Annotated in this window: 24 protein-coding genes; 22 read left to right on the top strand and 2 right to left on the bottom strand. The window is 67.1% G+C overall.

Features of this window, described 5'->3' with window-relative positions; translation table 11 throughout:
- Positions 1-42 precede the first annotated feature (42 nt).
- A complete protein-coding gene (locus QYL93_RS07635) occupies positions 43-462 on the bottom strand; it encodes a hypothetical protein (RefSeq protein ID WP_305743090.1) in 420 nt (139 codons plus the stop codon).
- Between the two features lie 310 nt (positions 463-772).
- Between QYL93_RS07635 and xylF the strand changes: the two genes are divergently transcribed.
- The 11 genes from xylF (at position 773) to QYL93_RS07580 (ending at position 12,108) form a co-directional block, all read left to right on the top strand.
- The gene (gene xylF / locus QYL93_RS07630; protein WP_305743089.1) at positions 773-1,792 is read left to right on the top strand and encodes a D-xylose ABC transporter substrate-binding protein; all 1,020 of its coding nucleotides are present in this window, start codon (positions 773-775) and stop codon (positions 1,790-1,792) included.
- Between the two features lie 145 nt (positions 1,793-1,937).
- A complete protein-coding gene (locus QYL93_RS07625) occupies positions 1,938-3,071 on the top strand; it encodes a sugar ABC transporter permease (RefSeq protein WP_370876951.1) in 1,134 nt (377 codons plus the stop codon).
- Positions 3,068-3,832: an ATP-binding cassette domain-containing protein gene (locus QYL93_RS07620; protein WP_305743087.1), complete on the top strand. Its 765-nt coding sequence runs from the start codon at positions 3,068-3,070 to the stop codon at positions 3,830-3,832. Before QYL93_RS07625 ends, QYL93_RS07620 begins: the two co-directional genes overlap by 4 nt.
- Before the next feature lie 25 nt (positions 3,833-3,857).
- A complete protein-coding gene (locus QYL93_RS07615; RefSeq protein WP_305743086.1) occupies positions 3,858-5,033 on the top strand; it encodes an ROK family transcriptional regulator in 1,176 nt (391 codons plus the stop codon).
- A gap of 16 nt (positions 5,034-5,049) precedes the next feature.
- A complete protein-coding gene (gene xylB / locus QYL93_RS07610) occupies positions 5,050-6,498 on the top strand; it encodes a xylulokinase (protein WP_305743085.1) in 1,449 nt (482 codons plus the stop codon).
- A gap of 20 nt (positions 6,499-6,518) precedes the next feature.
- The gene (gene xylA / locus QYL93_RS07605) at positions 6,519-7,835 is read left to right on the top strand and encodes a xylose isomerase (RefSeq protein WP_305743084.1); all 1,317 of its coding nucleotides are present in this window, start codon (positions 6,519-6,521) and stop codon (positions 7,833-7,835) included.
- A gap of 26 nt (positions 7,836-7,861) precedes the next feature.
- Positions 7,862-8,866 carry a Gfo/Idh/MocA family protein gene (locus QYL93_RS07600; protein ID WP_305743083.1) on the top strand — a complete coding sequence of 335 codons (1,005 nt, stop codon included), beginning with the start codon at positions 7,862-7,864 and terminating at the stop codon, positions 8,864-8,866.
- Positions 8,867-9,049: 183 nt separating this feature from the next.
- On the top strand, positions 9,050-9,850 hold the full coding sequence (locus tag QYL93_RS07595; protein ID WP_305743239.1) for an ABC transporter permease: 801 nt from the start codon (positions 9,050-9,052) through the stop codon (positions 9,848-9,850).
- A 19-nt stretch (positions 9,851-9,869) separates the two neighbouring features.
- Positions 9,870-10,880 carry an MlaD family protein gene (locus tag QYL93_RS07590; protein WP_305743082.1) on the top strand — a complete coding sequence of 337 codons (1,011 nt, stop codon included), beginning with the start codon at positions 9,870-9,872 and terminating at the stop codon, positions 10,878-10,880.
- Positions 10,877-11,563, top strand: a complete 687-nt coding sequence (locus tag QYL93_RS07585) for a hypothetical protein (protein WP_370876949.1) — start codon at positions 10,877-10,879, stop codon at positions 11,561-11,563. The genes QYL93_RS07590 and QYL93_RS07585 overlap by 4 nt, the downstream gene beginning before the upstream one ends.
- 413 nt (positions 11,564-11,976) lie before the next feature.
- Complete coding sequence (locus QYL93_RS07580; protein WP_305743081.1) at positions 11,977-12,108, top strand: hypothetical protein; 132 nt, start codon at positions 11,977-11,979, stop codon at positions 12,106-12,108.
- A gap of 86 nt (positions 12,109-12,194) precedes the next feature.
- Here QYL93_RS07580 and QYL93_RS07575 read toward each other — a convergent pair whose 3' ends face one another.
- The gene (locus QYL93_RS07575; RefSeq protein WP_305743080.1) at positions 12,195-13,481 is read right to left on the bottom strand and encodes an arsenic transporter; all 1,287 of its coding nucleotides are present in this window, start codon (positions 13,479-13,481) and stop codon (positions 12,195-12,197) included.
- 112 nt (positions 13,482-13,593) lie between these two features.
- Between QYL93_RS07575 and arsC the strand changes: the two genes are divergently transcribed.
- From arsC to QYL93_RS31930, 11 genes are all read left to right on the top strand, one after another.
- Complete coding sequence (gene arsC, locus QYL93_RS07570) at positions 13,594-14,025, top strand: arsenate reductase (glutaredoxin) (RefSeq protein WP_305743079.1); 432 nt, start codon at positions 13,594-13,596, stop codon at positions 14,023-14,025.
- A gap of 46 nt (positions 14,026-14,071) precedes the next feature.
- Positions 14,072-14,449 (top strand): helix-turn-helix transcriptional regulator, encoded by a 378-nt coding sequence (locus QYL93_RS07565; protein WP_305743078.1) that lies wholly within the window; start codon positions 14,072-14,074, stop codon positions 14,447-14,449.
- A 109-nt stretch (positions 14,450-14,558) separates the two neighbouring features.
- The gene (locus tag QYL93_RS07560) at positions 14,559-15,053 is read left to right on the top strand and encodes an arsenate reductase ArsC (RefSeq protein ID WP_305743077.1); all 495 of its coding nucleotides are present in this window, start codon (positions 14,559-14,561) and stop codon (positions 15,051-15,053) included.
- Between the two features lie 43 nt (positions 15,054-15,096).
- Entirely contained in the window at positions 15,097-15,591 is a 495-nt protein-coding gene (locus QYL93_RS07555; RefSeq protein WP_305743076.1) for an arsenate reductase ArsC, read from the top strand.
- 32 nt (positions 15,592-15,623) lie between these two features.
- Positions 15,624-16,337 carry an arsenical resistance protein ArsH gene (gene arsH / locus QYL93_RS07550; protein ID WP_305743075.1) on the top strand — a complete coding sequence of 238 codons (714 nt, stop codon included), beginning with the start codon at positions 15,624-15,626 and terminating at the stop codon, positions 16,335-16,337.
- A 97-nt stretch (positions 16,338-16,434) separates the two neighbouring features.
- Positions 16,435-16,914 (top strand): MarR family winged helix-turn-helix transcriptional regulator, encoded by a 480-nt coding sequence (locus QYL93_RS07545; RefSeq protein ID WP_305743074.1) that lies wholly within the window; start codon positions 16,435-16,437, stop codon positions 16,912-16,914.
- A gap of 46 nt (positions 16,915-16,960) precedes the next feature.
- The gene (locus QYL93_RS07540) at positions 16,961-17,521 is read left to right on the top strand and encodes an arsinothricin resistance N-acetyltransferase ArsN1 family B (RefSeq protein WP_305743073.1); all 561 of its coding nucleotides are present in this window, start codon (positions 16,961-16,963) and stop codon (positions 17,519-17,521) included.
- A gap of 17 nt (positions 17,522-17,538) precedes the next feature.
- The gene (locus QYL93_RS07535) at positions 17,539-18,429 is read left to right on the top strand and encodes a sterol desaturase family protein (protein ID WP_305743072.1); all 891 of its coding nucleotides are present in this window, start codon (positions 17,539-17,541) and stop codon (positions 18,427-18,429) included.
- Positions 18,430-18,736: 307 nt separating this feature from the next.
- Positions 18,737-20,725, top strand: a complete 1,989-nt coding sequence (gene arsA, locus QYL93_RS07530) for an arsenical pump-driving ATPase (RefSeq protein ID WP_305743071.1) — start codon at positions 18,737-18,739, stop codon at positions 20,723-20,725.
- Between the two features lie 73 nt (positions 20,726-20,798).
- Positions 20,799-21,116 (top strand): helix-turn-helix transcriptional regulator, encoded by a 318-nt coding sequence (locus tag QYL93_RS07525; protein ID WP_305743070.1) that lies wholly within the window; start codon positions 20,799-20,801, stop codon positions 21,114-21,116.
- A gap of 66 nt (positions 21,117-21,182) precedes the next feature.
- Positions 21,183-21,596, top strand: coding sequence for an FAD-dependent oxidoreductase (locus QYL93_RS31930; RefSeq protein ID WP_370876948.1), 414 nt, complete (start codon positions 21,183-21,185; stop codon positions 21,594-21,596).
- Positions 21,597-21,947: the final 351 nt, after the last annotated feature.

Below are 21,947 nucleotides of genomic sequence, written 5' to 3'. Positions count from 1 at the left end.
CAGGGCGCGCCGTGCCAGTTTCCCGCAAGCCGCATCGCCTGCCTACGGCTTGAATCCAGCGTTCTGTCCAACGCAAGTGGGGCCCAGGGAGCCTTCAAAACAGATGGCCATCGGGCTGAAGATTCCGAACTGGACTTGCCCCTGCGCCAACTGCCGCTTGGTCAGCTCGCCGTTGACCACCCTGAACGTCCCCAGCTCGGCACAGCCCTGTTCAGAAAAGCCCCAGCCCCCTTTGGGCCGGTCCCTGCTGGGGCCACACCAGCCCGTCTTCACGGTCGCGTGGGTGCCGTCTGACCGTGCGGGCCCCGTGATGAACGAAACGCTGAGCCGCTCGGTGTCCAACGTGGCATCGATGGCGACCGGGCAATCACCAGATTCCGGCCCGATGCAGGCAATTTTCAGGGTACCGGCAAAGCAAGGGGATGCGGCGCACAGGGCCAGGGCGAAGAGAAGTCGCTTCATGGGGGTTCTCCGGGGAAGTCGGGTGCATTGACAGCACCTGTTTGTGGGGCAGCACACTACACCACCCCCTATACCACCCGTCAATTCGTTATAAGTTCGTTGATCAAACTATGTCGGGTTTATCCCGATGTATTGCATAAACTGCAGCTTCCATAATTTGTTCGTCGTCCGCACTAAATGACTTCATGTCCTGAAGAGGCTGCCTGGGCAAGCTGGGCGCACAGGTCCTGCGGGAGGGCAGGCGGCACGACAAGCATGAACGCCAGATTCAGCAACCAAGGCCCGCACGAGGCCAATCACGGAGACAAAGATGAAACTGAAGACAACGTTGATGGCCCTGGCGCTTGGCTTGGCCAGCGTCGGCGCTTTTGCCCAGGTCGTGGGCGTGAGCTGGTCCAACTTCCAGGAAGAGCGCTGGAAGACCGACGAGAAGGCCATCAAGGAACAACTGGCCAAACTGGGTGCAAGCTACATCAGCGCGGATGCGGGCGGTTCACCGGAAAAGCAGCTTTCCGACGTGGATTCGCTGATCGCTAAAGGCGCCAAGGTGCTGATCGTGCTGGCGATGGACAAGGACGCTATCCTGCCGGCCGTCAACAAGGCCGCGCAGCAGAAGATCCCGGTGGTGGCGTATGACCGCCTGATCGAGGCGGCCGGGGTGTTCTACATCACCTTCGACAACGTCGAGGTCGGCCGCATGCAGGCGCGCGCGGTTTTCGAAGCCAGGCCCAAGGGCAACTACGTGATGGTCAAGGGCTCGCCCACCGACCCGAACGCCAACTTTCTGCGCGCCGGGCAGCAGGAAGTGATCGAGGCGGCCATCACCAAGGGCGACATCAAGATCGTTGGCGAGGAATACACCGAAGGCTGGAAGCCCGAGGTGGCGCAAAAGAACATGGAGCAGATCATCACCAAGACCGGCGGCAAGATCGATGCCGTGGTGGCCTCCAACGACGGCACCGCCGGTGGCGTGGTGGCGGCGCTGACGGCCAAGGGCATCAAAGGCATTCCGGTGTCGGGCCAGGACGGCGACCACGCCGCGCTCAACCGCGTGGCCCAGGGCTCGCAGACGGTGTCGGTCTGGAAGGATGCACGCGACCTGGGCCGCGATGCCGCATCGGCCGCTGTCTCCTTGGCCAAGGGCCAGAAGATTGCCGGCGCGCAGGCTTGGAACGGGGGGGAGAAGAAGGTGTCCTTGCAGGCGCAGTTCCTCAAGCCCGTGCCGATCACGGCGAAAAACCTGGACCTCGTGGTCAAGGCGGGCTGGATCAAGAAGAGCGACCTGTGCAAGGGCGTGGACGCCGCCAAGGGGCCTGAGGCGTGCAAGTGATGGCGTTGCCTGCCTGACGGCTGAAGGCTCCCGGACCGTGGGCCGCCCCTGGCCTGCGGTCCTTTTTTGTTTCTGGCGGAGTGCGCTTGTGAGTCCTGTTCCCAATGTCCTCAGGCAGTTGGCCATCGATTGGCGGCTGGTGCTGATGGGGGTGGTCCTGGTGGCCACGGCCATCGTGTTCAACATCCTCTCCGGCGGCCTGTTCCTGTCGCCCGAGAATCTCTACAACATTGCCCAGCAGACCGCGGTGGTCGGCATCGTGGCCACGGTGGTGGTGCTGGTCATCGTCGCACGCCACATCGACCTGTCGGTCGGCTCCGTCATGGGGTTTGTGGGTGTGCTGATCGCCACGCTGATGTACACCGCCGGCTGGCACTGGGTCGAGGCGTCCCTCGCCGGGCTGGCCGTCGCCATCGGCGTATCGCTTTACCAGGGTGCGCTCACGGCAATGCTGGGGGTGCCGTCTTTCGTGGTCACGCTGGGTGGCCTGATGTCGTTTCGCGGCGCGGCCTTTCTGGTGGCTGATGGCAAGACCCAACCGGTCAGCGACGCCTTCTTTCAAAGGCTGGGCGGTGGTTTTGATGGCGCCATCGGCGTGCAGGCCAGCTGGTGGCTGGCGCTGGCTCTGGTCGTGGCCATGGGGGTCAAGACCTGGCTGCGGCGCCGGGCCAAGGCTGCGTATGGTGTGCCCAGCCCGCCGCTGTGGCTGGATGCCCTGGTGGCCGCCGTGCCAGCGTTGATTGCCGTGGCCTTTGTGGCCACGATGAATGCCTACCAGATCCCCACCAAGGACGCGCCCCAGGGCGTGCCGATCCCCGTGCTGATCTGGGGCGGCGTGGCCGTGGTGCTGTCGTTCATCGTGCGCCGCACACGTTTTGGCCGCTATGTGTTTGCCATGGGGGGCAACCCGGAGGCCGCCGCGCTGGTCGGTATTCCGGTGCGTCGCGTCACCCTGATGCTGTTTGCGTTGATGGGGGTTCTCATCACCATCGCGGCCATGGTCTCCATTGCACGGCTGAACGCGGGCACCAATTCACTGGGCACGGGCATGGAGCTGTTTGTGATCGCAGCGGCCGTGATCGGCGGCACGGCGCTTTCCGGCGGCAGTGGTTCCATTCTGGGATCGGTGCTGGGCGCGCTCATCATGCAAAGCATCGACAGCGGCCTGTTGTTGCTGGACATCTCGATTGGCCTGCGCTACGTGATCATCGGCCAGGTCCTGATTGCCGCCGTGGTGTTCGACGTGGTCTATCGCCGCGTGACGGGAGACGCGGCATGAACGCGCCCCTGGTGGAAATGTGCGACATCGGCAAGTCGTTTGGCGGCGTGAAGGCGGTGGACGGTGTCAGTCTGAACCTGCACCCGGGCGAGGTTGTCGCCTTGCTGGGGCACAACGGTGCAGGCAAGTCCACGCTGATGAAGATGCTGGCGGGCGCCTACCCGATCGACAGCGGAGAGGTGCTGGTGCAGGGGCAAAAATCCCACATCCGTACGCCTGTCGATGCCCAGCGCCTCGGCATCGAATCGATCTACCAGACGCTGGCGCTGGCCGACAACCTGGACGCAGTGGCCAACCTGTTCCTGGGGCGTGAGCTGCTCACACCCTGGCGCACGCTGGACGACCACCGCATGGACGCCGAAGCGCGCAAGGTATTCGAGCGCCTGAACAAGAACTTTCGCAACGTGCGCACGCCGGTGCGGCGCCTGTCGGGCGGCCAGCGCCAGGTGGTGGCGATCTCGCGCGCCATCTATTTCAATGCGCGCATCCTGATCATGGACGAGCCCACTGCCGCGCTCGGTCCTGAGGAAACCGCGATGGTGGGCAACCTCGTGCGCCAGCTCAAGGCCGAGGGCGTGGGCATCCTCCTGATCACCCACGACATGCCCGACGTGTTCGGGCTCAGCGACCGCCTGGCGGTGATGAAGAACGGGCGCCTGGTGGGCACCTACCGCACTGCGGGGGTCACCGAGGACGAGGTTCTGGGCATGATCATCGCCGGCAAACAACCCGAGGGAAAAGCGCAGGCCCACAGCCTTTGAAAACCGGCGCTCCGAAGACCACACCATGAAAACCACCGGCGACCAGCAACTTGTCAAACGCATCAACCGCAGCGTGCTCCTGCGGTTGCTGCGCCAGCGGGGCGGCCTGTCTCGCGCGCAACTGGCCAGCGAGAGCGGCCTGACCAAGTCGACCGTGAGCCTGCTGGTGCGCGAGTTGATCGAAGAGGGCTGGATCACCGAAACCAGCCTGGCGGCCGCGCAGGGCCTTGGCCGCCCCTCCACACCCTTGCAGCTGGACGGCAGCCGCCGCGCCATGCTGGGCGTGGAGATCGGGGTCGAGTCGCTGCGCGTGGTGGGTGTGTCGCTCACGGGCGAGGTACTGTGGTCTGCAGAGGAGCCCCTGGCCGACCGCGCGCCTGGAGCGGTGTGCGGCCAGGTTGCGGCCCTGGCGGTGCGCGCGCATGGCGAACTGGCGGCCAGGCCGGTGCTGGTCTCTGGCATGGGCATCGGTGTGCCCGGCGCGTTCGACGAGGCCACCGGCACCATCCGCTTCGCGCCCAACCTGGGCTGGCGCGATGTGGCCTTCCTGCCGCTGATGGCACGCGCCCTGGCCGAGGCTGGCAGCCCGTCGGTGGCGATGCATGTGCAAAACGAAGCCGACACCGCCGCACTCAGCGAATACGAGTTTGCGGGCGGTGAAGCGACGGATTCGCTGATCTTCGTGACCTGCGGCGTGGGCGTGGGCGCTGGCATCGTGCTCAACGACCGGCTGTTCACCGGGCTGCAGGGCATGGCTGGCGAAATCGGCCACAGCATTCTGCAGATCGACGGACCGGCGTGCTCCTGCGGACGCAAGGGATGTGCCGAAACCTTTCTTGGCGCCCGCGCTCTGGAGCGGCAGGCCGAGCCAGCGCGCGGCGGCGTCTACCTGGGCGTGGTGCTGCAAAACCTGTGGACTACCTTCAACCCGGGCGTACTGGTCGTCGGTGGACCCTCCTGCGAGCGCTATCCCGACATCGTGCGCGTGGCCCGAGAAACGCTGCAGGGCTATGCGGCCAGCGCAGGCATGGCCGCGCCCAGGGTGCGTTCGGCCCGCTACGGGCTGCTGGCCTCGGCCGTCGGCGCGGCGGCACTGGTGCTGCATCACGAGCTTCGGCCCATGCATGCGCCTGCGGTCACTGCGCCACCGGACGAGCCCGAACACCGGCAGGGCGAAGCAGCGCGCCAGTTCCTTCACTGATTGATTGCAACAACCCATGTACATCGGCATCGACATTGGCACCTCCGAAGTCAAGGCCCTGCTGCTGGGGCCTGACCAGCGCGTGGTGGGCTCGGCGGGCGTGGCCCTCACGGTGTCGCGGCCCCATCCGGGCCACAGCGAGCAGGACCCCGCTGACTGGTGGGGCGCCACGCAGGCGGCCCTGGCCAGCCTCCGTGCGGCGCACCCGGGCGAGTATGCGGCGACGCAAGCCATTGGCCTTTCTGGCCAGATGCATGGCGCCGTGCTGCTGGATGCGCAAGACCGCGTATTGCGGCCCGCGATCCTGTGGAACGACACGCGCAGCGCCGCAGAGTGCAGCGAGATGATGCGCGAGCTTGCGGCCCTGAGCGATCTGGGCGGCAGCCTCGCGATGCCGGGTTTCACTGCGCCCAAGCTGCGCTGGGTCGCGCGCCACGAGCCCGAGGTGTTCCGGCGCGTGGCCAAGGTGCTGCTGCCCAAGGACTATGTGCGCCTGATGCTGACAGGGGAACACGTCAGCGACATGTCGGACGCCAGCGGCACGCTCTGGCTTGATGTGCAGCGCCGTGACTGGTCCGACCCCCTTCTGGCGCTGACCGGCCTTGCGCGCCGGCACATGCCCCGGCTGGTTGAGGGCAGCGAGGTCAGCGGGCGGCTGCGGGCCGAGGTCGCGCAGTCGCTGGGCCTGCGGCCTGGCACCGTGGTGGCGGGCGGTGCGGGCGACAACGCGGCCAGCGCCGTGGGCATGGGCGCGGTGCAGCCAGGCCAGGGGTTCCTGTCGCTGGGCACCAGCGGCGTGCTGTTCGTGGTCACGCCCACTTACCAGCCCAATGCCGCCAGCGCTACGCACGCTTTCTGCCATGCCGTGCCCGGCCGCTGGCACCAGATGAGTGTGATGCTCGTGGCGGCCAGCGCGCTGCAGTGGGTCGCGAAGCTGCTGGGAACGCCCCATGTTGCAGACGTGGCGGCACGCGCGGCGGCGCTGGATGCCGCGGGCCGAGAGGCCGCGCCACTGTTCCTGCCGTACCTGAGCGGCGAGCGCACGCCCCACAACGACGCCGGTGTGCGGGGCAGTTTCCACGGCCTGGACTTCGATACCGATGCCGCGCGCCTGGGCTACGCAGTGATGGAAGGCGTGAGCTTTGGCTTGCGCGATGGCCTGGCCGCATTGAACGCCGCCGGCAGCGAGGTCTCGCGCCTGTCGCTGGTGGGAGGCGGCGCCCGCAGCGCCTTCTGGGCCCAGATGCTGGCCAGCGCGCTTGGTGTGGAGATCGTCACCCACGGTGGTTCGGCCGTCGGCGGCGCCCTGGGCGCCGCCCGCCTGGGCGCCCTGAGCGCCGGGGCCCCGATGGCCTCCACCTGCCTGCCTCCCCCCGTGGATACCTTCTACCAGCCCGACCCGGGCGAGAGCACGCTGCTGGCGCCTCGCCACGCCCTGTTTCGCAGCCTGTACCGCAGGCCCTGATGTCCTTAGCCGAGAAACCCATGAGCACCTACTTTTCCGACATTGCCCCCATCGCCTACGAAGGCCCTGAGTCTTCCAACCCGCTGGCCTTCAAGTGGTACGACAAAGACCGCCTGGTGCTGGGCAAACGCATGGAGGAGCACCTGCGTTTTGCCGTCTGCTACTGGCACAGCTTCTGCTGGAACGGGTTCGACCCTTTCGGCTACGACGGCACCTTCGAGCGTCCTTGGCAGCGCACGGCCGACCCGATGGCCGCAGCGCGCATGAAGGCCGATGCGGCGTTTGACTTCTTTGTGCGCCTGGGCGCGCCGTACTACTGCTTTCACGACCGCGACGTGGCGCCCGAGGGCAGCACACCCCGCGAGAGCGTGAACCACTTGCACGAGATGGTCGATGTGCTGCAGGCCAAGCAGGCAGAGACGGGCATGAAGCTGCTGTGGGGAACGGCCAACCTGTTCAGCCACCGCCGCTTCATGTCCGGCGCCTCGACCAACCCCGACCCCGAAATCTTTGCCCTGGCGGCCCTGCAGGTGAAAGAGGCGATGGACGCGACGCTCAAGCTGGGCGGGGAGAACTATGTGCTGTGGGGTGGCCGCGAGGGCTATGAGACCCTGCTCAACACCCGCGTGGGCCATGAGCTGGACCAGATGGGCCGCTTTTTGAACATGGTGGTGGAGTACAAGCACAAGATCGGCTTCAAGGGCACGATCCTGATCGAGCCCAAGCCGCGCGAACCCTCCAAGCACCAGTACGACTTTGACACCGCCACGGTCTATGGCTTCCTGGCCCGCTATGGGCTGGACAAGGAGATCAAGGTCAACATCGAGGCCAACCACGCCACGCTGTCGGGCCACAGCTTCGAGCACGAGATCGCCACCGCCATCGATCTGGGCATCTTCGGCTCGATCGACATGAACCGCGGCGACATGCAGTGCGGCTGGGACACCGACCAGTTCCCCAACAACATCCCCGAGACGGCCCTGGCCCTGTACCTGATCCTTCAGGCCGGCGGTTTCACCACCGGGGGCCTGAACTTCGACGCCAAGGTGCGGCGCCAGTCGCTGGATGCACAGGACATGTTCCACGGCCACATCGGCGGCATGGATGTCTCGGCCCGGGCGCTGCTGATTGCCGAGAAAATGGTCACCGACGGGCGCCTGGCCCGCCATGTCGATGCCCGCTACGCCGGCTGGGGTGATGCGTTTGGCCAGGACCTGCTGGCCGGCCGGCTGGGGCTGGACGAGGTGGCGGCCCGTGCGCTGCAGCGCAACCAGGACACGCGGCCGGTTTCCGGGCGGCAGGAGCTGCTCGAGAATCTGCTCAACAGCTATCTTTGACCCGCCGTTGTGAACGGGGAGTGCCCATGAAACCAGTGGTGTGGGGTGTTCTGAGTACCGCCAGGATCGGCATCCAGCAGGTGATTCCCGCCATGCGGGCCAGCCCGCTGGTCGAGTTGCGCGCGATCGCCTCGCGCTCCCTGCCTGCTGCCGAGGGGGCTGCGCGGTCGCTGGGCATTGCCCAGGCCTACGGGAGCTACGAAGAACTGCTGGCCGACCCGGCCATCGAGGCGATCTACAACCCCCTGCCCAACCACCTGCATGTGCCGCTGACCCTGCAGGCGGCGGCCGCTGGCAAGCATGTGCTGTGCGAGAAGCCGGTGGCGCTCAGCGCGGCACAGGCCGAGTTGCTCAGGGCCGCCAGTTGCCGCGTGCACATCGAGGAGGCCTTCATGGTGCGCCACCACCCGCAGTGGCTGCGCGCCCGCGAACTGGTGCGCGCGGGGCGCATCGGCACACCGCAAGCGGTACAGGTGTTCTTCTCGTACTTCAACGACGATCCGGGCAACATCCGCAACCAGCCCGGCATCGGCGGTGGGGCGCTGTTCGACATTGGTTGCTATGCGGTTCTGGCGGGGCGCTATCTGTTCGAGTGCGAGCCTTTGCGCGCCGTTGCGCTGGTAGACCGCGACCCGCAACTGGGGACCGACCGGCTCACCAGCGCACTGCTGGACTTTGGCTCCGGCAGGCAGGTGGCATTCACCGTCTCGACGCAGAGCGCCCGATTTCAACGGGTGCAGGTGGTGGGCACGCGCGGGCGTATCGAACTGTTCATCCCCTTCAATGCGGTGCGGGGCGGCGAGATGCGTTTGGCGGTGGACGACGGCGGGCAGCTCGATGGCAGCGGCATCACCGTCGAAACCCTGCCGGCATGCGACCAGTACCGGCTGCAGGTGGAGGCGTTTTCCCGCCGGGTACGCGACGCAGCGGGGCCGCAGCCCGATGGTCTTGATGACGCGGTGGCCCAGGCGCGGGTGATGGATGCCCTGTGGCTGTCCGAGCGCACGGGGCGCTGGGAGCCGGTGGCCTGACGACAGAGGGCGCGTCGGCTGCAACGCACGATAGGCCGGTGTTGCCGGGTTTTACCTCCGACCTGCGGGGGCCACCCTGCGTTTGTGGGTACCACCGAGTCTCCCGTCCCTGGCGCAAATGTCCGATGGACCGCACGGGCCATCGGCGTTGGCGAGGGATCCGCCAGCGCTATCATGTCCCGCATGATAAACCGCCTGCCCGGCCTGTCCCTGCCCGAGCGTGCCTGGAGCACGTTGCGCCGCTGGGCCGTGGCGTGGTGGCGCATCCTGTACCTGGGGGCGGTGGTGCTGGTGCTTGTGCTTTCGCCGTCGAGCTACGGGCGCGCCACGCGCCGCTCGCTGGCGCGCCACCTGTACCTGGACACTGCGCCGGTGCTGCTGGGCTTCACGGTGCTGGCGGCGCTGATCAGCCTGGTGCTCACGCGCATCGTGGTGGTCACGGCGCTCAGCTACGGGCTCTCGCGCTACGCCATGGAGATGGTGATCCGCGTGCTGGTGCTGGAGCTGATCCCGCTCACGGCCGCACTCTTCGTGGCCATGCGCGCCACCATCCCCAACGGCACGCAACTCGCGCTACTGCGCCAGTCGGGCCGCTTCGACGAGCTGCGCCGCCAGGGTTCGGACCCGGTGCGCGTGGAGCTGCTGCCGCGCGTGGTGGCCGGGGTGTTCGCCAGCATCACGCTGGCCGCGCTCAGCTGCGTGGTGGCGCTGGTCATGGGCTACCTGGGCGTGTACGGCTTCAACCTGGCCGAGGCGGGGGGTTACACACGCATGTTCGGCCGCGTGTTCACCCCCAGCGTCACCACCTTGTTCGCGCTCAAGACGCTGTTCTTCAGCCTCACCGTGGCGCTGATCCCCATGGCCGCCGGTTTGTACGACGCCGAGGGCCGGGGCCAGCCCGACTCGGAGCTGGGCGGCCTGGCGCGCATGTTTGCCGTGCTGCTGCTGATCGAAGTGGCCTCGCTGATGGGCAACTACTACTAACCCATAACAACAACACCCCATGACCGACCGCACACCACCGCCCGCGCCGCCGCCGCCGACCGAAGGCTCCACGCAGGAGACGCTGCGCCCCGTGGCCTACCTGGAGATCAAGGCCGCGGCGCTGCTGATGTTCACGCTGGCGCTCATCGTCGGCTCGGGCCTGTTCCTGATGTATGCGCGCGGCGTGTTCGAGCCCACGCAGACCCTGGTGCTCACGGCCGACGATTCCGAGGGCGTGGTGGTGGGCATGGACATGACGTTCTCGGGCTTTCCCATCGGCCGGGTGCGCCGCATCGAACTGGCCAACGAGGGCAATGCCCGCATCACCATCGAGGTGCCGAGCAAAGACGCGCACTGGCTGCGCAGCTCCAGCGTGTTCACCCTGGTGCGCGGCATCGTGGGCGGCACCAACATCCGCGCCTACAGTGGCATCCTCACCGACCCGCCGCTGGAGAATGGCGCCGTGCGCCCCGTGCTGCGCGGCGATGCCACGGCCGAGATCCCGCAGCTCATGGCCTCGGCGCGCGAGCTTCTGGGCAACCTGAACAACCTGACCGCGCAGGACGCAGCCCTGGGCAGCACCCTGAGCAACGTGCAGCAGCTGACCGAGCGCCTGAATGGCCCGGGCGGTGTGCTCGGCGCCCTCATGGGCAGCGAGAGCGATGCCAAGAAGCTCGTGACCACACTGGACCGCACCAACACCCTGCTGGCGCGCCTGGATACTTTGGCCGCGCGCGCCGACCGCCAGGTCTTCGGCGCCGATGGCAACAAGGATGCGCTGGTGCCCGAGCTGCGCGCCGCCGTCGGCCAGGTCAATGACCTGCTGGCCGACACCCGCACCAGCCTCAAGAAGGTGGACGCAGTGCTGGTCGAGGCCCAGGCCGTGGGCGCCAATGCCCGCGAGGCCACGAACGACCTGGGTGCCCTGCGCGCCGAGGTCGAAAGCAACCTGCGCAAGATCGACAGCCTGGTCACCGAGATCAACCGCAAATGGCCGTTTGCACGCGACCGGGAGATCAAGCTGCCATGACCCACAAGACGATGCCCTTTGCGCGAAGCCTTCTCGCCGCCACCCTGGTCGGTGCATTCCTTGCCGGCTGCGCGAGCAAGCCACCCGAGCCCGAATGGGAAATGAACGCCCATGGCTCCGCGCAGAAGGCGCTGGACGCCTACCTCTCGGGCAATGCCCGCGTCGACAAGCTCGAATGGGAGCGCGCCCGTGCCGAAGTGGCCCGCACGGGCCGCCCGGACCTGCTGGCCCGGCTGGAGTTGCTGCGCTGCGCCGCCCAGGTGGCCAGCCTGGTGGTGGAGCCCTGCACCGCCTTCGAGGCCCTGCGCCAGGATGCCGCGCCGCCCGAGCGCGCCTATGCCGACCACCTGGCGGGCCGTGCCCTGACCGCGCCCGAGGTGGCGCTGCTGCCCGCCGCCCAGCGCGCCGTGGCAACGCAAGGGGCCAGCGGGGCTGCGCTGGCCGCCATCGAAGACCCGCTCTCGCGCCTGGTCGCCGCCGGTGTGCTGCTGCAGGCCGGCCGGGCCGACCCGGCCGTCATCGCCACGGCGACAGACACCGCCTCCGCCCAGGGCTGGCGCCGCCCGCTCATGGCCTGGCTGCTGCTGCAGGTGCAGCGCGCCGAGGCAGCGGGGGACAAGGACGCGGCAGAGCGCCTGCGCCGGCGCGTGGCGGTGGTGGAACTGGCGGGCGGCAGCAAGTAGGCTGCCGGGAGGGTCGCAGGGCCAAAGCCTTGGGTTTGGCTGGGACGCACGGCTGGGGTACATTCCAGCCGTGCGAAGATTCCTTGCCATCTGCTTGCTGTTGCTGGGCAGTGCTTTCCTCACCCAAACGGTGTCGGCCAGCATGTCGGGCTACGAGCATTGCTGCATTGCCGACTGCGGCACTGCCGATGCCTGCGGCATGGCCGGCTGCCAGCCTTGTGGCACGCCGTTGATGGGCGCCCCGGACGCTCCATGGCTCGGGGTATCACGGGCCTCGATGCATGCCATCGGGGCCGGTCGGCAGTGGGTGTCCTGGGATGCCCCGGTGTGGAGGCCGCCCGATTGAGGTCTGGATGATTTCTCGTTTCCCGTTTTCTATCCAATCCATTCATTTCTCAATCAGGAATTTCCCAATGAAAAAACAACTCTTCAAATTCGGCGTGGCCGCTGTCTTGCTGTCGATGGCCGGCATGGCCATGGCCCAGTCGGGCTGCTGCACGGAACTGGCCAAGTGCTGCCTGGAAATGCTGGGCTGCTGCGATTGATTGATCGCCTGAACCTGGCTGATTGACGGCGGGCCGGCACCCCTGTGTGCCGGCCCGTTTTCACGTGTGTCTTTGTTGCCGCCGTGCTATCGCAGCGAAAGCCGCAGCGCCAGCGCCGCCAGGGTGACCAGCAGCACGGGCAGGGTGATGACCGCCCCCACGCGAAAGTAATAGCCCCAGCCGATGCGGATGCCCTTGCGCTCAAGCACATGCAGCCACAGCAAGGTGGCCAGCGAGCCAATGGGGGTGATCTTGGGGCCCAGGTCGCTGCCGATAACATTGGCGTAAATCATGGCCTCCTTCACCACGCCGGTGGCGGCGGATGCGTCGATGGACAGCGCGCCCACCAGCACGGTGGGCATGTTGTTCATCAGGGATGACAGAACCGCCGTCAGCACGCCGGTCCCCATGGCCGCACCCCAGATGCCGTAGCCGGCAAAGGCGTTGAGCCACTGGCTGATGTACGCCGTCAGCCCCTGGTTGCGCAGCCCGTAGACCACCAGGTACATGCCCAGCGAGAAGACGACGATCTGCCAGGGCGCCTCGCGCAGCACCTTCTTTGTGCTGATCACGTGGCCCCGGCCCGCCACGGCCAGCAGCAGTGCGGCGCCTGCGGCGGCGGTGGCGCTGACCGGTACGCCCAGCGGCTCCAGCCCGAAAAAGCCGACCAGCAGCAGCACCAGGACAACCCACCCCGTCTTGAAGGTGGCCGGGTCGCGGATGGCAGCGGCCGGCAGCTTGAGCTGGTCCTGGTTGTAGGTTGCCGGAATCTCCCGGCGAAAGTACAGCAGCAAGATGGCCAGCGAGGCCGCGACCGAGGCGATGTTCACCGGCACCATGACCGAGGCGTATTCATTGAACCCGATGCGAAAGAAGTCGGCCGAGACGATGTTCACCAGGTTGGACACCACCAGCGGCAGGCTGGCCGCGTCGGCAATGAAGCCCGCCGCCATCACAAACGCCAGGGTGGCGCCGGGGCTGAACCCCAGTGCCACCAGCATGGCAATCACGATGGGGGTGAGGATGAGTGCCGCGCCGTCATTGGCGAACACCGCCGCGACAGCCGCGCCCAGCAGCACGATGAGCGCAAACAGCATGCGGCCGCTGCCGCGCCCCCAGCGCGCCACATGCAGGGCCGCCCACTCGAAGAAGCCCGCCTCGTCGAGCAGCAGGCTGACGATGATGATGGCGATGAAGGCGGCCGTGGCGTTCCACACGATCTGCCAGACCACGGCAATGTCGGACACCTGCACGACGCCGGTGAGCAGCGCCACGGCGGCGCCGGCGCTGGCGCTCCAGCCGATGCCCAGCCCGCGCGGCTGCCAGATGACCAGCGCGATGGTGGCGATGAATATCGACAGAGCCAGAAGCATCTGTTCCCTCTTTCTTGGTGGTGGTTTCGATGAATGTGGCCCGCAGCCGCCCGCGAGAGGGGCAATGCAACGGGTGCTTGAATATTTCAATAATAGTTGTATTATTGATGCCATGCAAGCTTCCACCGACCACACCATCTTCCACAACCCGGCCTGTGGAACGTCGCGCAATGTGCTCGCGATGATCCGCCACGCCGGCATCGAGCCCACCGTCGTCGAATACCTCAAGACGCCGCCCAGCCGCGAAAAGCTCACCGAGCTGATTGCCGCCATGGGCATCCCCGTGCGCGCGCTGCTGCGGCAAAAGGGCACCCCGCATGACGAGCTGGGCTTGCAGGACCCCGCACTGTCCGATGAGCAACTGTTCGATGCCATGCTTGCCCACCCGATCCTTATCAACCGGCCCATCGTCGTGGCGCCCGCCGGCACCCGGCTGTGCCGCCCCTCGGAGGTGGTGCTGGACCTGCTGCCCGCGCTGCCCGGCCCCTTCGCCAAGGAAGATGGCGAGCTGGTCATCGACGCGCAGGGCCACCGGGTCGCTTGATCCCTGGGCCTTCGCCGCCATCCAACCGCTCTTGTATAGTCAGTCCGTGCAAAAAACCGCCGCCACCGCCGTCTTCGAATCGCTGTCCTCCCCGGTGCGGCTCGACGTGTTCCGCCTGCTCGTGCGGCAGGGGCCCGGCGGCATGGTGGCCGGCGAGATCTCGGCGGCGCTGGACGTGCCGCCCACCAACCTGTCCTTTCACCTCAAGGGCATGACGCACGCCTCGCTGCTCACCGTGGAGCAGGAGGGCCGCTACCAGCGCTACCGGGCCAACCTGGCGCTGATGGTCGATCTGATCGCCTACCTGACCGAAGAGTGCTGCGCGGGCAATCCGGGCCTGTGTGCCGAATTGCCCGTCAAGGCTGGCTGCGCGCCAGCTTCGACCGTGGGCAAGAAGCGCCCCAAGGCCACTGCTGCGGCCTGATAGGCCGATCCATTGTCTGTCGTTTCATGGTCATTATTTCAATATTTAATGAAATGTTGAAATTAAACGTTCAACCCGCCGCCGTCGCCACTTCCTGGAGTCTTTCCCCATGACTGAAAAAACCTACAACGTGCTCTTCATCTGCACGCAGAACTCTGCCCGTTCCATCTTGGCCGAGGCCTTGCTCAACCATTTCGGAGGAGGGCGCTTTCGGGGGCACTCGGCTGGCAGCTTCCCCAGCGGCACCGTCAACCCGCTGGCCCTGGCCACGCTGGAGCGGCTGCATGTGCCGTCCACAGGCGCGCGCAGCAAGAACTGGGACGAGTTTGCCCAGGCCGGCGCGCCCGAGATGGACTTCGTGTTCACCGTCTGCGACAACGCCGCCGGTGAGGTCTGCCCCATCTGGCCGGGCCAGCCCATGAGCGCGCACTGGGGCGTGCCAGACCCCTCGGCCGCCGAGGGCACGCCCGAAGCGGTGGACAAGGCCTTCCGCGACACGGCGCTGATCCTCAAGCGGCGCATCGAGCTGCTGCTGGCGCTGCCCCTGGAGAAGCTCGATGCCCTGGCGATCAAGCGCCAGATCCAGGACATCGGGCAGGCGTGAACCCCACCCGGGCTCCCTCACTTTTTCATTCCTTTCCACGACCATGACCACCCACATCCTCATCCTGTGCACGCACAACTCCGCGCGCAGCGTGCTGGCCGAAGGCATGCTCAACCAACTGGCCAAGGTCCGCGGCCTGGACGTGCAGGCCCACAGCGCCGGCAGCGCACCCAGCGGCCGCATCAACCCCTTGGCACTCGAAGCGCTGGCCAGCGCGGGCGTCAAGACGGACGCCTTTCGCAGCAAGAGCTGGGACGAGTTCACCGCCGCCGATGCGCCGGTGACGCGCATCGTCATCACCGTCTGCGACAGCGCGGCCAGCGAGGTCTGCCCGTACTGGCCGGGCACGCCCATCCAGATGCACTGGGGCTACCCCGATCCCTCCAATGCCCAGGGCGGCGACGAGGCCAAACGCCAGGCCTTCGAGATCACCCGCCAGGCCATCGGCTACCGCATGCTGCAATTGCTGGAGCTGCCCCTGGCCGACCTGAGCGACGCCGACCTGCAGACCCAGCTGAACCGAATCGCACACAGCTGAGCAACCACCATTACCGCACCACGGCCTGCCCCATGCTTTCTGACCTGCCCCACATCGACGCGCAACTGCTGCAGGTGCCCGACGCCGCGCGTTTGTCCGCACCGCTGGCGTCCACCCATCCCGCGCGCATCCTCATGCTCTACGGCTCCCTGCGCGAGCGCTCGTTCAGCCGCCTGGCCACCGAGGAGGGCGCACGCATCCTCACGGCGCTGGGCGCCGAGGTGAAAATCTTCAACCCCGAGGGCCTGCCGCTGGCCGACGGCGCCCCGGACACCCACCCCAAGGTGGTGGAGCTGCGCACCCTGGCCGCCTGGTCCGAGGGCATGGTCTGGTGCTCGCCCGAGCGCCATGGCGCCATGACCGGCATCCTCAAGACCCAGATCGACTGGATCCCGCTGGCCCAGGGGGCCGTGCGCCCCACGCAGGGCAAGACCCTGGCGGTGATGCAGGTGTGCGGCGGCTCGCAGTCGTTCAACGCGGTCAACCAGATGCGCGTGCTCGGCCGCTGGATGCGCATGCTCACCATCCCCAACCAGTCCTCGGTGGCCAAGGCCTTCCAGGAGTTCGGCGACGACAACCGCATGAAGCCCTCGGCCTACTACGACCGCATCGTGGACGTGATGGAAGAACTCATGAAGTTCACCCTGCTCACGCGCGACGTGTCGCCGTACCTGGTGGACCGCTACAGCGAGCGCAAGGAGTCGGGCGAGGCGCTGATGCGCCGGGTCAACCAGGCGTCCCTCTGAAGCCCTCACCTTTGGGGATTGCGGCCCATGTAGTTGCTATTGACAACGAAATGGGCCGTAGGTAGTCTGCCGCCAGGTAGTTGCTATACACATCCAAATGACCATTGCCGATTCAGGAAGTCTGCTGCGCGAGGTGGCCCGCATGTACACCCGCGCCCAGCGCGTGGTGGCCGAGTGCAGCCACACCACCAATACGCAGTGCCACCTGCTGACGGAACTGGGGCGCTCAGGGCCCTTGCCACTGTCCGAACTCGGCGCGCGGGTCAGCCTGGAGAAGAGCTGGGTCTCGCGTGCGGTGGAGGCCATGGCCGCGCGCGGCCTGGTGACCAAAGAGCCCAACCCAGCGGATGCCCGCAGCTGGCTGGTCACGCTCACCCCCGAAGGCACTCGCACGGTCATGGAACTCAACACCACCCTGGACGCCCACGCTGCGCAGTTGCTCGGATGCCTGAGCGAGCGCGACCGCGCCGCCGTCGAGAAGTCGCTGCAGTTGCTCATGAAGGCGCTGCGGCAAGACCAGGCCGCGCCTTGCTGCACCTTGCCGCGCCCGCCCAAGGACGCGGGACCGTGCTGCTGAACAGCGCCGTGTTCTCTCTTCAATCCGTACCACCAGACGCTGACCCATGACCATCCGTACAGCCACGCCAGCCGACGCTGACGCCATCACCGCCATCTACGCGCCCATCGTGCAGCACACCAGCATCTCGTTCGAGCTGGAGGTGCCCACCGTGGAGCAGATGCGCGGGCGCATCGCCCAGACCCTGCAGACCTTGCCCTGGCTGGTCTGCGAGGACACGCAGGGCCGGGTCAACGGCTACGTGTATGCCAGCAAGCACCGCGAGCGCCCGGCCTACCAGTGGTCTGTGGACACCACGGCCTACATCCGCGAGGACGCGCGGGGGCAGGGCATTGGCAAGCAGTTGTATGGCGAGCTCAAGCGCATCCTCGTCGGGCTCGGCTACTGCCAGGCATTCGCCGGCATTGCCTTGCCCAACCAGGCCAGCGTGGCGCTGCACGAGTCCGTCGGCTTCGAGGCGCTGGGCGTGTACCGCCAGGTCGGCTTCAAGCACGGGCAGTGGCACGATGTGGGCTGGTGGCAGTGCAGCCTGCAGTCGCCGGCGCAGCCCGCCGTCCCGCTGAAGTTCGATGCCCTGGCGCACCACACCGACGTATTCCAGGCCTGACCACGAAAGGACCGACCATGCCCGTCTTCTTGTCCCGCCATCTCCTGGTTCTGGTCGCTGTGGCCAGTCTCGGTGCGTTCGCCGCCGTCCGCGCTGCCGGGGGCCCGCTGGAGCCCGTGGTGCTCCTCGCCTCGGTTTTGACGCTGCTGCTGGCCAGCGTGCTGGAGCGCTATTTCCCCTACCGGACCCGCTGGAACCAGCCGAACGGAGACCGCGCCACCGACTGGGCCAGCGCAGCCACCCTGGTCGCGGTGGTGGAGCCGCTGCTCAAGCTGCTGGGCACGCTGGCGCTGCTCGCGGTCTATGGGCACGGCGGGCCCGGCAATACAGGCAGCTCGGCGTGGTTGCAAAGCCTGCCCTTTGCACTGCAGGTCCTTCTGGCGGCGCTCTTCATCGAGTTCGGCAAGTACTGGGCGCACCGGCTGCACCACAGGCTGGCGCCGCTGTGGTGGCTGCATGCCATGCACCATGGCAGCGAGCGCCTGTACGCGCTCAACAACCTGCGCTTCCACCCGCTCAACCACGCCCTCAACTTCGCCCTGTCGATGCTGCCGGCCCTGCTGCTGGGCTTCCCGGCCGAGGCGATCCTGTGCTACCTCGCCATCTCGCAACCAGTGCTCATGCTGCAGCACGCCAACCTCGATCTGCGCAGCGGCTGGGCCAACTACGTGTTCAGTACCAACGAGTTGCACCGCTGGCACCATTCCACCGAAAGCAGCGAGGGTGACTCCAACTTCGGCAGCGCCTTCGTGCTGTGGGACCAGGTCTTCGGCACCTTGCGCTACACGCCCGCAGGCAACGACCCGGCGCGGGTAGGCCTGTTTGCGGCCAGCGCGCGCTATCCGGCGCGTGCGGGCTACTGGGTCCAGTTGAAGTCGATGTTCCTGCCGGGGTGCTGCAGGGCGTGAAGACGGTCTCCCTGACCGCCTTGTGCCCCTCGCAGCGCGGATCACGCGCTGCACATGGCGGTCCAGGTGGTCTCAAGTCCGGTTGCCTGGTGCACCCAGGCCACCTCGGTTCGTTGGCGCACAGAGGCAAGGCACCCATGGGCCTATCCTCCCTTCCAGGCGTTCACACGGGAGTTGACCCAGATCAGCCCCCTTGCCTAGCGGGCGGAGCCCAATGGCGGTGCCATGTCGCCCGGTAGATGCTCGGTCGCCACACCGCTCACGCGCTCCCACCCCTTTTTCACCACACTCCACCAAGGCCGCACCCATGCAAATCAAAGTTCTGGGACCGGGCTGCAGCAAATGCCACAGCACGGTCGGCACCATTGAACGGGCCGCACGGGATGCGGGGGTCGAGGTGGAGATCCTTCAGATACAGGACATGGCAGAAATCCGGCGCGCCGGTGTCATGGCCACCCCCGCCGTCATGATCGACGGCCTTGTGGTGCACAGCGGCGGGGTTCCATCGCACCAGCAGGTGCAGGCCTGGCTGAAGCCCATGGGGTTTTTGAGCCATCCCACCCGGCACCTGTTCTTTACCGGCAAGGGTGGGGTTGGAAAGACATCGCTGTCCACGGCCGCTGCGCTGGCGCTGGCCGATGGTGGCAAGAAGGTGTTGCTGGTCAGCACCGATGCCGCGTCGAACCTGGACGAAATGCTCGGCATCGCGCTGCGCAACATCCCCACTCCGGTGCCCGGCGCGCCGGGGCTGTCGGTGCTGAACATCGACCCCGACACGGCGGCAGAGTCCTACCGCCAGCGCGTGCTGGTGCAGATGGGCAGCGGCGCCAGCGATGACGAGCGCGCGACGGTGCGCGAGCAGCTGTCGGGCGCCTGCACCACCGAGATCGCTTCGTTCGACGAGTTCGCCTCCCTGCTGTCGGGCGAGGGCGGGGCGTTCGAGCACATCGTCTTCGACACCGCACCGACGGGGCACACCCTGCGGCTCTTGAGCCTGCCCAAGGCGTGGAGTGGCTTTCTGGATGGCAATGACCGCGGGGCTTCGTGCCTGGGCCCGCACTCGGGCCTGAAGATGCAGGAGGCCCGCTTCAAGGCGGCCCTCGACGCGCTGAGCGACCCGGCCAGGACCACCGTGGTCCTGGTGGCGCGGCCGGACAAGGGAGCCATCGCCGAGGCGGCGCGCACCTGCGAGGAACTGCATGCGCTGGGGCTGAACAACCAGCGGCTCGTGGTCAACGGCGTGTTCCATGCCAGCGAGCGCGCGGATGGGGTGGCCGCCGCCATCGAGAGCCTGGGGCAGCAGGCCCTGGCCGAAATGCCCGACGCCCTGCGCGCCTTGCCCCAGGACCAGGTACCGCTGCGAAGCTTCGACACAGTCGGCCTGCCTGCCTTGCGGGCGCTGCTGTCCACGCAAGTTCACCACGCCGCGCCGCACCCGGCACCGGCCATCGAGCGCACCGACCACCTGCTGGGTCTGTCCGCTCTGGCCGATGAATTGGCCGCTGCCGACCACGGACTGATCATGGTGATGGGCAAGGGCGGCGTGGGCAAGACGACCGTGGCTGCCGCCCTGGCGCTGGGGCTGGTGCAGCGCGGCAAGACGGTGCACCTGAGCACCACCGATCCGGCCGCCCACCTGCAGGGCACGCTCGATGGCCAGGTGCCGGGCCTGCGCGTCGACCGGATCGACCCCAAGGTCGAGACGCAGCGCTACGTGAACAAGATCATGGCCGCCAAATCACCGGGCCTGGACGCCCAGGAACAGGCGCTGCTGCTGGAGGACCTGCGCTCGCCGTGCACCGAAGAGGTCGCCGTCTTCCACGCCTTCTCGCGCATCGTCAGCGAGGCGCGCAGCGCCTTCGTCGTGCTGGACACGGCGCCCACCGGGCACTCCCTGCTGCTGATGGACGCCACGGGCGCCTACCACCGCCAGATGGTGCGCGAGTTTGAAGGGCATGGCGCGGGCCGGCTCGTCACGCCCTTGATGCGGCTGCAAGACGCGGCATACACCAGGATCATCCTGGTGGCCCTGCCCGAGGTCACGCCGGTGTCGCAGGCCGCAGCGCTGCAGGAGGACCTTCGGCGTGCCGGCATCGAGCCCTATGCATGGGTGCTCAACAAGAGCGTTTTGGCGGCGGGCACGCGCGACCCGCTGCTCGCGGCCCGCCTCGATGGCGAGCGCAGGCAGATGGCGCGCATGGCCGACGGCCTGGCCCAGCGCACCTTCATCATTCCCTGGCTGATCCGTACGCCGGTGGGCGTTGCCGAACTGTCTAGGCTGGTCATTTCGGCTTAGCGTGCTCGGCACCCTTGACATGGTTGATCCAAAGATCGATCATTCGTAAAAACACGAATGAAGAAAGCCGCCCATGTCCTGCTGCCCTGGTGAAGAAGAAGACGTCCTGCTCCTGCTCGATGATGACCGCACGGCCGAGCTGGCCATGCTGCTGAAGGCGCTGGCCCACCCGGCCCGCATCCAGCTGCTGCGCCACCTTTCGAGCTACGGCCAGTGCTACTTCGGCAGCCTGGCCGACGTGGTGGGCCTGGCGCCGTCCACCACCTCGCAGCACGTGAAGGTGCTCAAGGAGGCGGGCCTGATCCTGGGCTCCGCCGAGGAGCAACGCACCTGCTACTGCATCAACCCGGCGCGGCTCGCCGAGCTCAAGCAGTTGGTCCAGTCCCTGTGAGGAGGCGCAGGCCTCTTATTTTTGTCATGAATATTCGTTAATCTACGAAATACGAAGGAGATCCATATGGCTGATTCCATATTCCGCTCTTCATTCACGGTGGCCGTGATCGGTGCCGGCCCCATCGGGCTGGCGGCCGCCGCCCATCTGGTCGGGCGCGGCCTTGCGGTGGAGGTCTTCGAGGCTGGAGCCGGCGTCGCCGCCCATCTGCAGTCGTATGGCCATGTGCGCCTGTTCTCGCCCTGGCGCTACAACGTGGACACGGCGGCGCGTGCGCTCTGGAAAGCACTGGCTGGGCCATGCCCGATCTCGATGGCCTGCCCACGGCCGGCGAATTGGTGGAGCGCTACCTGGGGCCGCTGGCGGCGCACAGGGCGCTTGCGCCGCACATCCATTTCGGCCACCAGGTGCTGGGCATTTCGCGCGCGGGCTTCGACAAGGTCAAGACGGCCGGACGGGAGCATGCGGACTTCGTGCTGATGGTCGAGACCTCAGAGGGGGTGAAAGAGATCCGGGCCCAGGCCGTCGTTGATGCTTCGGGCACCTGGGGCCAGCCCAATCCCATGGGCATCCATGGCTTTCCTGCGCTGGGCGAGGGTGCGGCGCAGGAGCACATAGCCTATGGCATGCCGGACATCCTTGGGGCTGCCCGTGGGCGGTATGCAGGTCGCTCGGTGATGGTGGTGGGTGCGGGCCATTCCGCTGCCGGCAACCTGCTGGCGTTGGCAGCACTGGCAGATGACGAACCTGGCACCCGCGTGCACTGGGCGGTGCGGGGCAAGGACCTGCGCAAGGTCTTCGGCGGCGGCAGTGCCGATGGGCTGCCGGCAC

The organism is Acidovorax sp. A1169 (genome assembly GCF_030704685.1).
In the GTDB taxonomy this organism is placed as follows: Bacteria; Pseudomonadota; Gammaproteobacteria; order Burkholderiales; family Burkholderiaceae_C; genus Acidovorax.
The sequence above is the reverse complement of the archived record's forward strand: the minus strand, read 5'-3'. Positions and strand labels throughout refer to the sequence as shown.